General features: G+C 62.4%; 11 protein-coding genes. 6 read left to right on the top strand and 5 right to left on the bottom strand.

Annotation, left to right across the window (positions count from 1 at the left end; translation table 11 throughout):
• Window positions 1-65 precede the first annotated feature (65 nt).
• From AYM40_RS39890 to AYM40_RS04105, 3 genes are all read left to right on the top strand, one after another.
• The gene (locus AYM40_RS39890) at window positions 66-617 is read left to right on the top strand and encodes a lysozyme inhibitor LprI family protein (protein WP_148662097.1); all 552 of its coding nucleotides are present in this window, start codon (window positions 66-68) and stop codon (window positions 615-617) included.
• A gap of 426 nt (window positions 618-1,043) precedes the next feature.
• On the top strand, window positions 1,044-1,484 hold the full coding sequence (locus AYM40_RS04110; RefSeq protein ID WP_063495110.1) for a hypothetical protein: 441 nt from the start codon (window positions 1,044-1,046) through the stop codon (window positions 1,482-1,484).
• Between the two features lie 37 nt (window positions 1,485-1,521).
• Window positions 1,522-1,815, top strand: coding sequence for a PAAR domain-containing protein (locus AYM40_RS04105; RefSeq protein ID WP_236720891.1), 294 nt, complete (start codon window positions 1,522-1,524; stop codon window positions 1,813-1,815).
• Window positions 1,816-2,146: 331 nt separating this feature from the next.
• Here the strand turns inward: AYM40_RS04105 and AYM40_RS04100 are convergent, their stop codons facing one another.
• Entirely contained in the window at window positions 2,147-4,252 is a 2,106-nt protein-coding gene (locus tag AYM40_RS04100; protein WP_063495108.1) for an FUSC family protein, read from the bottom strand.
• Window positions 4,253-4,548: 296 nt separating this feature from the next.
• Entirely contained in the window at window positions 4,549-5,076 is a 528-nt protein-coding gene (gene ppa / locus AYM40_RS04095; protein ID WP_063495107.1) for an inorganic diphosphatase, read from the bottom strand.
• Window positions 5,077-5,359: 283 nt separating this feature from the next.
• Between ppa and AYM40_RS04090 the strand changes: the two genes are divergently transcribed.
• The 3 genes from AYM40_RS04090 to AYM40_RS04080 all read left to right on the top strand — a co-directional run bounded on the left by AYM40_RS04090 (window position 5,360) and on the right by AYM40_RS04080 (window position 9,040).
• A complete protein-coding gene (locus AYM40_RS04090; protein WP_063495106.1) occupies window positions 5,360-6,799 on the top strand; it encodes an aldehyde dehydrogenase family protein in 1,440 nt (479 codons plus the stop codon).
• Between the two features lie 78 nt (window positions 6,800-6,877).
• Window positions 6,878-7,636, top strand: a complete 759-nt coding sequence (locus tag AYM40_RS04085) for an SDR family oxidoreductase (protein WP_063495105.1) — start codon at window positions 6,878-6,880, stop codon at window positions 7,634-7,636.
• Between the two features lie 84 nt (window positions 7,637-7,720).
• Complete coding sequence (locus tag AYM40_RS04080) at window positions 7,721-9,040, top strand: MFS transporter (RefSeq protein WP_063495104.1); 1,320 nt, start codon at window positions 7,721-7,723, stop codon at window positions 9,038-9,040.
• A 198-nt stretch (window positions 9,041-9,238) separates the two neighbouring features.
• Here the strand turns inward: AYM40_RS04080 and AYM40_RS04075 are convergent, their stop codons facing one another.
• From AYM40_RS04075 to hemC, 3 genes are read right to left on the bottom strand one after another with little or no spacing between them, the layout of a single operon-like run.
• Window positions 9,239-10,429, bottom strand: a complete 1,191-nt coding sequence (locus AYM40_RS04075; protein ID WP_063495103.1) for a heme biosynthesis protein HemY — start codon at window positions 10,427-10,429, stop codon at window positions 9,239-9,241.
• Between the two features lie 2 nt (window positions 10,430-10,431).
• Window positions 10,432-12,450, bottom strand: coding sequence for a fused uroporphyrinogen-III synthase HemD/membrane protein HemX (gene hemDX / locus AYM40_RS04070; protein WP_063495102.1), 2,019 nt, complete (start codon window positions 12,448-12,450; stop codon window positions 10,432-10,434).
• Window positions 12,450-13,466, bottom strand: a complete 1,017-nt coding sequence (gene hemC, locus AYM40_RS04065) for a hydroxymethylbilane synthase (RefSeq protein WP_063495101.1) — start codon at window positions 13,464-13,466, stop codon at window positions 12,450-12,452. Before hemC ends, hemDX begins: the two co-directional genes overlap by 1 nt.
• Window positions 13,467-13,503 lie beyond the last annotated feature (37 nt).

Here is a 13,503-nt window from a genome sequence, read left to right as displayed (position 1 = left end):
ATGATTTTTATGACGACTGCAAAAAACCATCAATAAGATCAATTGACACTACGTTTCGAGACGCCATGCTTCGCAGCATCGGCGGATATGATTACCCGCCGCACGAGAATGCAAATCCGGTTAGCGACTACAGGTTAATTACTGATGCGAAAAAGCCGGTTAGAGTATTTAGCCTAAGTTGCGGAAAAGATTTGTGGCAAGGGGACTTAGGTGTTTCATATCCCGAACTGGGGAAATTGGCAATACGGGGGGCATGGATGGCTTTTACCTCTGACGACAGATTGTATTTGCGGTGGCGCGACGAAACAGTTTTGTTGCTAAACAAAATCACAAAAGACGCACCGGAAAAAGCATCATTCGATTGCGCAAAGGCAAGCAATAACACAGAGCGAGAAATATGTAGCTCACGCGAACTAAGTGGCTTCGATAGAAGTATCAGTGACGCATACATGCGACTTCTCAATCAGACGCAGGATGCAGGTGAAAACGAGAAAATTATCGCAGACGATCAGCACAAATGGATAAAAAAACGAAATACATGCAACTCTGACAAAAAATGCATCTTGAGCCTGATGAAATTTCGACTTCAGTTCCTTGTCGATCAGAGTCGAACTTGATGAAATTAAATTCGGTGGCGAACCATGAAATCGTTGCGAGTCCACATCGGATGGCCTTCGATTGGCGGGAGTATTCTCCTGCGCCCCCCGGGCAGGCTCGGCAGGGTTTGCAGGTTGACGCACCACTGGGTGCGCGGCCCGTTGACGTTCGACGTGGACCCGATTGTCCTGGCGGAGTATTCGCGGACTCGCGAGCTTGCCGGTCTATTCGCGTGGCAGGAGACGCACAGGGAGGTTTTGAACTGGAATAGTCAGCGCCTATATCAGGTTGCCGAGCGTACCCTCGGCTCAATTGAGCGATTGCCACGGGACGCGATGGGCTGCAAACAAGTTGCCTTGTTCGATCCCGAGTTCCAGCAGTGGCATTTCGTACCGTATTCGGAGCCTGACGATGACCGCTCGCAGGCATGATTTCAAGGAATGGTGATGAAGTTTTTCAAGCGCAAGCGCACTGTGGCGCTGAAGTGGGACGGCGCTCTCAAGCCCCACGAAACACCACGCGTCCACGTTATGCCCGATGGTACGGAGGCCCGGCAGGACGAGAACGGCATCACCATCCGGCAAACGGATGGCAGTGAATTCACAGTCGACAAGGATGGACGGCCACGGGGCAGAATTTGCACCGTATCATCGATCACGATTGCCGACATCGCCTACGTGACAGCACACCAAATCAACAAGGTTTATGAAACCGTATCGCACGTCGTGCGATTCCGAAATGGCGGAATGCTGTGCTACTCGCTCGACGCCAGCGGACGGCTACTTGACTGCGAGTTCGACGGGCTTCACGTATCAGCCAAGAACGGCCATGTCGTCGCAGGATGCACAGACGTGGCATTGACCCTCAAACGGGAGACGGAGGATTGATGTCAGGGCTTCTCGTTTTCATATTCTCAGGAGAACAATGATGGCTCAGCGATTCGATATTCTTGCGGGCGATACGACCACGGCGGGGGGAACGGTCTGCCCGAAATCGCGGGCTGACATGATGGATGGCCGCGCGGTAGCGTATGAAGGTGATCCCGTATGGTGTCCGGAATGCGAGACAACTGGCTGGATTCTTGGCGTGGGTGAGCGCCCGCCGGACCATGGGCCGGACGGACGCAAGTCGGCGTTGAGTTGGGACTGGTGCGTGTGCGAATGTGACCCAAAGCCGTTGCTGATCGCTTCACAGAAGCGGTCGGACATCCGCACCTAGCCAATTCCGTAGAAGCGTGCGGACAGCGGTGAGGTAGTCGCCGTCGCCATTCGTGCAGCGTCGTCGTGGACGGCCCCAAGGTACAGGGTTCGATCTTGTCTTCGGCGACAGCATAAGCCTCGCACTGCGGAAGGAACGCGTCGCAGATATCCCGGATATGATCCAGTTCAAGTTCAAGATTCGACCTGGCGCATTCTGCAATCCTGCGCAGCTGCGCCACCAATTGCGCGCTGTCAAGGTTCAGTGTCTGGAGATTTATTGTCTAAGTCTTCCCGTTTCGGCGATGACCGTAGGCGGCGACATTCCCACCATTCACGCTTGCCCGCTCCGCCTACCCCCTGGCCTCCCGCATCCGCTCAGTCAGCAGTCGATGCAATAGCGCAATTTCCCCCACCGCATCCGCCTCCAGTGACGAGAGCCTGTCTCGCGCAGGCAGATCGCGCCGGATCGGCCGCAGGGTTCGATTCAATGCCGCCTCGATGTCGGCACTCGCGGCTGCAAGCCAAGCGCCAAGGTCATCGTGCATGCAGCGCCGGTTTGTACTCAAGCGCAGTTGAGTCGCGGTTCCCGCCATTTTCCGCAGCACGCTCAGCACCGTCAGCATCACCGTGTCGACCATCGAGTCCTCGAGCTTTTCGAGTCGAATGCGGCCGATTGCCTCCTCAGCGTTATTGCTGCCGAGGCCAGCGGCTCGGCGCAAGCGTTCCATCTCCTTCTCGCTTCGGTCCGGCGACTCCAGTGCCGCCCTCAGATACGCGAGATTGGCCCGCACCGCCTCGCTCAGATAGGCGCGATAGTCGACTCTTTCCCGCGTCGGCCATAGATAGAACGTGGCCAGCAACGCCAACACACAGCCAAGCACATTGTTGCCGAGCCGCGTCACCGCGTAGGCGAATTCGCTGGCGCCTGGCGTCGCGAAGTCGGCCACGAGCACAAAGGTCGGCGTCAGGAACAGAACGAAGAGGCTGTAGCTGACGGGACGCAGTGCCATCGTGGCCACCACCAGCGGAAAGACCGCCAATGAAATGCCGAGCGGCGAATGAATCGCATAGCCGATGCCCGCCGCCAGCACGCCCCCGACGATGCTTCCGGCAGCGCGCTCGATACTTCTTGGCCAGGTCGCGGCAATGGACGGCTGCAGAATCAGCAGCGTCGCCATGGTTGCCCAGTAGCCGAAGGGAAGCCCAAGCGCCCGTATGACCAGAAAGCCCGCCGTCGTCGTCACGCCCACGCGAGCGGCGTGGCGCAAGCCGACCGACTGGCCCGAGAGGTTCGCCTTGAGGGTCGACCACGTCCGCGTCAGCAGTCTGGCGGCACGGTCCGACCACCCCAACGGTTGGGCATACGCCGGCGCGAAATCGACCAGTTCGAAGTCGGACTTGAGCGCCACCGGTTCCATCAGCGCGGATTCGAGCCGCGTCGCGAGGCGCCGCAAACGGCGTTGCAGGTCGGCGAGACGGTTCCATTGCGCTTCGTTGGTGGCCGCGCCGATTCTGCGCAGGACCTCGCCCATCCCGGTCAGCAGTCGAACCGTACGTCTGGCGCGGCGTGCGTCGTCCGGGTTTTTTTCGCAGGCGCCGGTGACCGCAATCAGGTACGCAAAGAGCGCCTCACTTTCGGTCAGCAGGGCGAGGAGATTGTCGTAGGTTTCCCGGCCGGCCATTCTTGAGCCAGGCACGTTCGCAAGCGCCTGGCGCGAGCGCTCAAGCGTTGCCCGCGCATCGGCGCGAAATTTCGCGGCATGCGTGGCCCACTGGCGAGGGGCCGCGCGCTGTTCGAGCAGGCGCGCGCTGTCGAATGCGATGTCGGCCAGCCGCACATACACCGCACGCAGCGAAGCGCGGCTCGTGCCGAACGGATGAATGCGCCAGACGGTCAAGCTCAGCACGACGGCAAACAGGCATCCGGCCAGGTAGATGCCGAGAAACGCCATGCCTCCCCGAAGGTCGTGCATCGGCCGGTCGACCATCACGACACAAGCGGTCGCCGCGAGAATCGTCACCTGCGATGTCGCGGCGCCCCAGATCCTGCCGAACGCGCCGAACGTCGTGAATGCCAGCATGGCGAGCGCAGCGAATACCGTCCCCTCGCCTGACGCGAAGGCGGTCACGCCACCGCACACGGTCGACAGAAGCGCAAAGCCCATCATCGAGGCGAAGCGTGTGCGATTCGAGCCGGCCGCGTCTGCGAGACAGGTCCAGAAAGCGCCGATCGCAGCCCATGCGAAGGCTGGGTCGTGCAGCAGATTGCCTAGCACCAGCATGGCGGTGGACGCACAGGCGGCTCTCAGCCCTTCCGACAGATTGGCCTCGCTTGTCGAAAACGACACCATCCATACCGGCCGGCCGCGGTAGATCGCGGTGACGAGCGCATACAGGCTCGCAACCAGGCGGCTCGACCCGCGCGGCGACGAAGGGTTGGACTTGCGATTCAGCATCCGGACGGTGGGCTCCCAAAAAACGCACGTTGGCGCTGCCTCAGCGCATTAATACGCCGACGGCAGAAACCCGCTACGGCCGGCGAATGATAAGGGTTAACACTGAGATATAAAAATGCCTTCGGTTCATCCAGTCGATGCGCTGTGTCTATGAGCTGGAATGGCGGGCTAGACGGGCATGTCGCCGGCGCTATGCATTGAACAGAGCGTGGAATCTCCGAAAAGCCGCCCATGAAAAAACCGCGCGGCCCTTGCAGGCTCGCGCGGTTTTTTATCAACCACCGGTGTCACGCAGCTTACTTCTTGTAGTTCGCCACGCCTTCGCTGATTTCCTTGTGAGCGGCTTCAATGCCCGCCCAGCCTTCGACCTTCACCCACTTGCCCTTCTCCAGCGCCTTGTATTGCTCGAAGAAATGCTTGATCTGGTCTTTCAGGTACGCCGGAACGTCGTCGATCGACTTGAGATCAGCGGTCATCGGGCAGACCTTGTCGTGCGCGACGGCGACCAGCTTGGCGTCGACGCCCGATTCGTCAGTCATTTGCAGCATGCCGAGGGCGCGGGCGCGGACCACCGAGCCAGCCAGCAGCGGGAACGGCGTGATCACCAGCACGTCGACCGGGTCGCCGTCGCCCGACAGCGTTTGCGGAATGTAGCCGTAATTCGCCGGATAGCGCATGCCCGTGCCGATGAAACGGTCGACGTGGAGCAGGCCCGTTTCCTTGTCAGCCTCGTACTTCACCGGATCGCTTTGCGCCGGGATTTCGATGATGACGTTGAAATCTTGCGGAAGGTCTTTGCCTGCGGGGACGTGATTGAAGCTCATGAGCGCTCTCTGATCAGATGGAATTCGGAACACGGCGTGCGGCGCGAACTCGAGGGGCGTGAATCGTGAATCTCGCCAGGACGAGGCGCTGCGGCCGGACAATGCGTAATGCGACATTATAGCCAATCGGCCGATGGCACCTCTGGTTGGATCGGCGCGATAATCGTCTGGCGTCGCTCGATTGTGCCTCTCGTTTGTGAACACCGCGTATCTGAACCTCGGCTTGAATCTCGGCGTGGACCTCTGCGTGGACCTCTGCTGCGTGACATCTCAAGGAGCCTGCATGGAAGAAGCCCGACACTTCATCAACGGTGAATGGGTTGCCGCATCGGGCGGCGAGACCATCGCCGTGCTCGACCCCTCGGACGGCCAGCCGTTCACTCAACTGGCCCGCGGCACCGCAGCGGATATCGACGCCGCGGTCCACGCCGCCCGGCGCGCCTTTGAAGGCGCGTGGGGCGAGGCAAGCGCCGCCGAACGCGGCCGCGTGCTGTACCGGCTCTCTATGCTGGTGGCCGCACGTCAGGAAGAACTCGCCCAACTGGAGGCCCGCGATACCGGCAAGCCGCTCAAGCAGGCGCGTGCCGATTCGGCCGCCCTCGCCCGCTATTTCGAGTTTTATGCCGGCGCGGCGGACAAGCTGCACGGCGAAACGCTCCCCTATCAGGCTGGCTACACGGTGCTGACGATCCGCGAGCCGCACGGCGTGACCGGCCATATCGTGCCGTGGAACTACCCGATGCAGATTTTCGGCCGCAGCGTCGGCGCGGCGCTCGCCACCGGCAATGCGTGCGTCGTCAAGCCGGCGGAAGACGCGTGCCTGTCGGTGTTGCGCGTTGCCGAACTGGCGGCGGAGGCGGGTTTGCCGGCGGGCGCGCTGAATCTCGTCACGGGTTTTGGACATGAAGCGGGCGCGGCACTCGCGCGTCATCCCGGCATCGATCACATTTCCTTCACCGGCTCGCCCGAAACCGGCAAGCTCGTGACGCAAATGGCCGCCGAGAACCACGTGCCGGTCACGCTCGAACTCGGCGGCAAATCGCCGCAAATCGTTTTCGCCGACGCGGATCTTGACGCGGCCTTGCCCGTGCTGGTGTCGGCGATCGTGCAGAACGCCGGGCAAACCTGCTCGGCGGGCAGCCGTGTGCTGATCGACCGGGCAATTTACGAGCCGCTGCTCGAGCGGCTGAGCAGCGCGTTCCACGCGCTGCGGGTCGGACCGTCGCATGCCGATCTCGACTGTGGTCCACTGATCAACGCGAAGCAGCAACAGCGCGTGTGGGACTTCCTCTCCGACGCGCAACACGACGGCATTCCGATGGCAGCACACGGCGAGGTGATTCCCGAAGCGCCGGAAAGCGGCTTCTATCAAGCGCCCACGCTGCTGCGCGACGTGCCCGCAAGCCATCGCCTCGCGCGCGACGAAGTGTTCGGCCCGGTCCTCGCCGCTATGTCGTTCACCGACGAAGACGAAGCGCTTTCGCTCGCCAACGGCACGCAGTACGGCCTCGTCGCGGGCATCTGGACGCGCGACGGCGCCCGGCAGATGCGCCTCGCGCGGCGCCTGCGCTCCGGTCAGGTATTCATCAACAACTACGGCGCGGGTGGCGGCGTCGAATTGCCGTTCGGCGGCGTGAAGCATTCAGGCCATGGACGTGAAAAGGGCTTCGAAGCGCTGTATGGCTTCACGGTGCTGAAGACCATCGCCATTCGTCACGGTTAGACACGCTGAATTAGTGCACCTGAGTTCGAAGCGAAGTCAGTCAAGACATCACCATCCATAACAAGCAACGGAGACATCATGCGGTTGACAGGTAAAACGGCCATCGTCACAGGTGGCGGCTCGGGTTTCGGCGAAGGCATCGCGAAGACCTACGCGCGCGAAGGAGCGAATGTGGTGATCAACGATCTGAACGGCGCGGCGGCCGAACGTGTGGCGAGCGAAATCGCGCTCGCCGGCGGCAAGGCGATCGCCGTAGCCGGCAACGTCACCCAACGCGAGGATTGGCAGGCCCTGCGCGAGGCCGCGCTCGAAGACTTCGGCAGCGTGCAGATCGTCGTCAACAATGCCGGCACGACCCATCGCAACAAGCCGGTACTCGACGTGACGGAAGCCGAGTTCGACCGTGTCTATGCGGTGAATGTCAAAAGCATCTACTGGAGCGTGCAGGAATTCGTGCCGTATTTCCGCCAGCAAGGCGGCGGCGCTTTCATCAATATCGCGTCGACGGCCGGTGTGCGGCCGCGGCCGGGGCTCGTCTGGTACAACGGCAGCAAGGGCGCGGTGATCATCGCCAGCAAGTCGCTCGCCGTCGAGCTGGGTCCGGACCGCATTCGGGTGAACTGTGTGAACCCGGTGATGGGCGAGACGGCGCTGCTGTCGGAATTCATGGGTGTCGAAGATACGCCGGAGAACCGCAAGCGCTTTCTCGCCGGCATCCCGCTCGGCCGGTTTTCGACGCCGCAGGATATCGCCAACGCGGCGCTGTATCTCGCCTCGGACGAGGCCGAGTTCATCACCGGTGTGTGTCTCGAAGTGGACGGCGGGCGCTGCGTGTAAACGCCATGCAAACCAAACCATTCAGCACCGCTAGAATCGCGCTCGACGGCGGCACTTCATTTCAACAAGAAAAGAGGAGACACCATGGCTAGTCCCGCAAATCCGCTCCACCATCCCGGCGCGGGTGCGCCCCCCTCCAGTTTCGAAGAAGCGACCTACCGCAAGGTAACCTGGCGGCTCGCGCCATTCCTGATGCTCTGCTACGTGGTGGCGTATCTCGACCGCGTCAACGTCGGCTTCGCCAAGCTGCAAATGACCACCGATCTCGGCCTAAGCGACGCGGTCTACGGCTTCGGCGCGGGGATTTTCTTCCTCGGTTATTTCATCTTCGAAATTCCGAGCAACGTGATCCTGCACAAAGTAGGCGCACGCGTGTGGATCGCACGGATCATGGTGTCATGGGGCGTGATCTCGATGCTGACCATGTTCGTCACCACGCCGACCATGTTCTACGTGATGCGCTTCCTGCTCGGGCTCGCCGAAGCGGGCTTCTTCCCCGGCATCATCCTGTATCTCACATACTGGTATCCGTCGCACCGGCGTGGCCGCATGACCACCTGGTTCATGACGGCAATCGCGTTGTCCGGTGTGATCGGCGGCCCGGTCTCGGGCTATATCCTGAAGAGCTTCAACGGCATGAACGGCTGGCATGGCTGGCAGTGGCTGTTTCTGCTCGAAGGGATTCCTTCGGTGATCGTCGGGATCATGGTGTTTCTGAAGCTGGACGACCGCATTTCGAAGGCCAGCTGGCTCACCAGTGAAGAGAAGGAATTGCTCGAACGTCAGGTGGCGGCCGAAGAAGCCACCAAACACGACATGCCGATTCGTCAGGTGCTCACGAGCGGCCGCGTGCTGATGCTGAGCCTCACGTACTTCTCGTTCGTGATGGGCCTCTATGGGGTGAGCTTCTGGCTGCCGACCATCATCAAGGCGACCGGCGTGACGGACGCGTTCATGATCGGTCTGCTGTCGGCGATTCCGTTTGCGGCCGCGGTAGTCGCGATGGTGTTCGTGTCGCGCAGCGCGGACCGCAACCGCGAGCGGCGCTGGCATATCGCGTTGCCGGCCTTCGCGGGGGCGATCGGCCTCGTGTTCTCCGTGGTATGGACGCACAATACCGTGCTGGCGATGGCCTCGCTCACGCTCGCGACCATGGGCATCCTGACCACACTGCCGCTGTTCTGGAGTTTGCCGACGGCGATCCTCGCCGGCACAGGCGCCGCAGCCGGCATCGCGATGATCAATTCGATCGGCAATCTCGCGGGTTTTCTCAGCCCGTACGCAGTCGGCTGGTTGAAGCAGGCGACTGCCGCGAACGACTCCGGCATGTATATGCTCGCAGCGTTTATGGTTCTTGGCGGTCTGCTAGCGATCAGCGTGCCGGCGAAGATGGTCGACAAATGACGATGCTGGATTCGTGACGTAAGGCAGGAAGCGCCGCCAAACGCCGTACGTCACGGTTCACGTTTCAGTGACTCGTAGCGCGCATCGCGCCGAGACATCGCACCTCCAACGGAAAGGCCCCCGGCGTCTTACAACGCCGGGGGCCTTTCTCCCTCTACTGCAGCGCGCGATCAATCAAACGCCGCGCCAATCCAGCCATCAAACGATATTCATCGCCAACGAACTCTCACGATAGTGCTGGCTCGCCTTATCGGAATCGCCGAGCTGTTCATGCAAACGCGCCAGCGCACGATGCGAACGAATCTTCAGCGTCTCGTTGTCGGCCAGTTTCAGCGCGCGCTCGAGGAACGATTGCGCCTTGCCCCACAGCTGCTGATGCAAGCACAAGCGGCCCAAGGCGAACATCAAGTCCGCGTCTTCCGGGCGATCCTTCTGCCACCCCTCGGCCTTCTGAATCAGCGGCAACGCGTCGCCCCCGGTCGTGTCCGGATAACGGCGTAGCAGACGCGCGTCCCAGTTCTGCGCCAAAGCTTCTTCAACGATCCTGCGTGCTTCCTGCGGACGATTCAGCGACACCAGCAGTTCAGCGGCGAGGTCGGCGAGACGCGGCGAATGACGCTCGGTGGCCGACAGCGAATTCCACAAGTCCAGCAGCGCATCGGCGTTATGACGCCGGTCGCGCAGCAGGTTTTCCGCCGCGAGCTGACGCAAACGCACCGCCACCGCCGGATGGATCGCTTCGCGCTTTTCCAGCGTCTTGACGAGCTTGAGCACTTCACCCCAGTTCTTCAATTGCTGTTGCGCGCGCAACATGATCTGCTGCGCGTGAATGCGCCGTGCGCCCTGCGATTGCATTTCGGTGAGCGCGGTCAGCGCGCCGTCCGCGTCGCGGCCATCGGCACGCATGTCGGCGGTGGCCATCAGGCGTGCGTCCTGCCAGTCGGCCTCGTCGATCTGGGCGAGCCATTCGTCGCGCCGCGCATATTCACGCATGCGGTGCGCCGCGGTGGCCGCGATCAAACCGGCCGCGCCCTTGTTGTCGCCATTCGTCAGCGAGTCTTTTGCGGCTTTTTCAGCGCGCGAGAAACGCCCAGCGTACAGATTGCCGATCGCGTCACGCAATGCGGCGTGCGCCTTCGCGACACGCGAGCGCGCACGATAGGCCGCCACGCGCTGCGGCATGCGCCAGATGTTGCGCACGATGCGCAGCAGCGCGTACAGCAGGATGAACAGCACCACCAGCCCGACCACGAACAGATTCAGCGAGATGTCGACGCGGTACGGCGGATAGATCAGCAGCACCTGCCCCATGTCGAAGCGTCCGACCACCGCCAGCACCACCGCGATGGCGAACAGAAACGCAAGCCATAGAAGTCCCCGGATTGCCATGATTAACCTCGGTTCCGGTATTGATTGACGGCCTGCAGACTGGCGTTCAGATTCGGCAGTTCAACGGCGGCCGAGCCCGCATCCACCTGCTTGAGCAGATCGATCGCGATCTGCGTTTTCTTCGACGTGTTGTCGAAGTAGCGCGTGAGCGCAGCCTGCGCCGCCTGCAGGTCGGACTTCAGCGTGGTCTGATTGCGCGAGAGCAGCGCAAGCCGCGCCGACAGCAAACGCAGCTTCAGATTCTCGCGCACGAAGTAGCCTTGATCGGGCGTGACGAGCATGGCGTCGGCGTTGTCGATGCGGCGCACCTGCACGAGGCTCGTCAACTGCTGGCCAATGCCGGTCGTGACTTCACGCCACCAGACTTTCCAGCGCGGCTCGCCGGTGGCCGCGGCCACCTTCGCCGTGTCGGCCCAGGTGGCGGCCTTCGGCGTGGCGTGGGCAATCGGTGCTTCGCCGGAGAGCGGCAGGTTGTCGACCTGGTCGATCGCGTTGTCGAGCTTGATCGCCAGACCCGTCAGATCCGTGGAAGGCGCGGCCTTCAGCTTGTCGATATCCTGCGCGATCGCCTTGCGGACAGTGACAGCCTGCGGGCTATCCGACGCGGCGAGACGCGTGTCCGCACTTTGCAGCGCGAACAGCGCGAGCTGCGTATTGCCGGTGAGCTGCAATTGCTGGCTCGCTGCCGACAGCATCTGACCAACTTCAGCCATCGTCCAGTCGTCGCGATTGCGGGCGAGATCGGTGTATTGCTGCTGCAGCGCCTGCTGCGCGGTTTGCGCGTCAGCGAGCTTGCCCTCGAGTTGCGCGACCTGCGCGTCCGATCGATGCACCGTGGCCAGCGCCTGATCGGTCTTGGCGCGCAGGTCGTTGGTCTGCGCGTCGTTGGCTTGCTGGCGTTGCGCGAGCTGCTGCTCGGTGCGCTCCACCTTGCGATTGAGCGCATAGCCGCCCACGGCCGCCGCACAAGCGATGATCACGACGACAAACCACAGCAGCGGTCCGCTCGCGCTGCGGCGCTTTTGCGCTTCATAGGGCGTGAAGGGTGGATTCGGCGGCAACGCGGTGGTTGCGGCCGGCTGGGGTGAAGCGTTCGTTGATGCGTTCGTTTCAGTCATGCGTGATTTAGCCGGTGAATGAGCCGGGTTGGACGGTACCGGTTGAACAACGGTCGGGACGGCGGCAAGCAAGGCGCGGGCAATGCGGTCATCGCCCGCGCCGGACACCGTAATGCTATCAAAACCCAATGCCCGCGCGGTCTGCGCAATACGAGGGTGCGGCGTGACCAGGTTGGCGCGTTTCAGTTGCGCGATTTCGCCGGCGGTCAGATGCTCTTGCGCGAGTTCATGCAGATTGCGCACACCTTCGGAACTGGTAAGCAACCAGGCGTGGGGCTCGCCAGCAAGCAGCGCATGCACGCGTGCCCAGCCGCCGATCGACGGTTCCGGCACGAGGCGGCGATAGGCAGCCACCGTTTCGACTTCGGCGCCCGCCTCGCGCAAGCGGTCGGCGAGCCATTCGCGGCCGCCATCGCCGCGCACGATCAGTACGCGCTTGCCTTCGAGGCTCGCCGCGCCGAATGCGGTATCGAGCGCCGCGAACAGGCCTTCGGAATCGAAGCGCGCCGTATCGTCGTCGGGCACGGACGGCGGGCTGATGACGTTGTACGCCGGCGCCGCGACACCGTGGCGCGCCAGCGCCTGCACACTGCCCGGCCCGACTACGCCGATCGGCAGCGCATGTGGCCAGATCGCATCGCTCCTCGCAAACGCGTGATCGACCGCATTCGGCGAAACGAACACCACCAGTGCATAACGCTCCAGGGAAGCCAGCGCGGCGCGCAACGGTGCTTCGTCAGTGACAGGCGCGATGTCGATCAGCGGAAAGTCGAGCAAGGCAATGCCCGCCGCCGCGAGTTGCACGGTCAATTCATCCGACTGACCGGCCGGTCGCGTAATGACGACCGTGAACGCCGCCGTGCCGACGGATGAGGATGCGCTGCCCGGGATAGCGGCCGCCATCACTCGCCGGTCGCCGCGCTGTCCGACACGCCGTCTGCTGACGCTGCCGCGGGACCGCTGGCCGTGCTTAACGCACGGACGATTTCCATCGCACCCTGCTGTTCGAGCGCGTTCGCCACTTCCTGGCCGAGAGCAACAGCACGTTCGACAGTGGGCGCCGGCGCCGACGCCTGCGCGCTCAAGACACGCTGGCCGTCGGGCGTAGCGACGATGCCGCGCAGATGCAGCGCGCCGTCGTGCCAGGTCGCATACGCCGCGAGCGGCACTTCGCAACTGCCGCCGAGGGCGCGCGAGACCATCCGCTCCGCTTCGACGGCCGCTGCCGTATGCTCGTGATGCAGCGGCGCAAGCCATGCCGCGAGGTCCGCGCGATCGGCGCGAATCTCGATGCCGAGCGCGCCCTGACCGGCTGCGGGCAAGCTGTCTTCAGGATCGAGCAGCGCGCGGATGCGCTCGCCGAGCCCCAAACGCTTCAAACCGGCAGCCGCCAGAATGATCGCCGCATAGTCGCCGCGATCGAGTTTCGACAGACGCGTGTCCAGATTGCCGCGCAACGGCCGTACCACGAGGTGCGGGTAACGCATGCGCAGCATGGCCTCGCGGCGCAGGCTGGAGGTGCCGACCACGGCGCCGGCGGGCAGCGCGGCAAGCGAGTCGTAGTCGTTGGACACCAGCGCGTCGCGCGGATCTTCGCGTTCCATGATGGTGGACAGCGCAAAGCCTGCGGGCAATTCCATCGGCACGTCTTTGAGCGAGTGCACGGCCAGATCGGCGCGGCCGTCGGCCAGCGCCGCTTCCAGTTCCTTGACGAACAGGCCCTTACCACCAACCTTCGACAAAGTGCGGTCGAGAATCTGATCGCCACGTGTCGTCATTCCGAGGATTTTTACGTCGCAAGATGGATATAATTTGTGCAGCGCACATCGCACATGCTCCGCCTGCCACATGGCAAGGCGGCTTTCTCGCGACGCAATCACAAGCGTGTGGGGTGGCGCAAAAAACGTCTCGGGGTTCATTAGCTTGCTGATCGAATGACGGGATGTAATAACAATC

The organism is Paraburkholderia phytofirmans OLGA172, from assembly GCF_001634365.1.
Lineage (GTDB): Bacteria > Pseudomonadota > Gammaproteobacteria > Burkholderiales > Burkholderiaceae > Paraburkholderia.
This window is presented reverse-complemented; position numbering and strand designations above follow the sequence as displayed.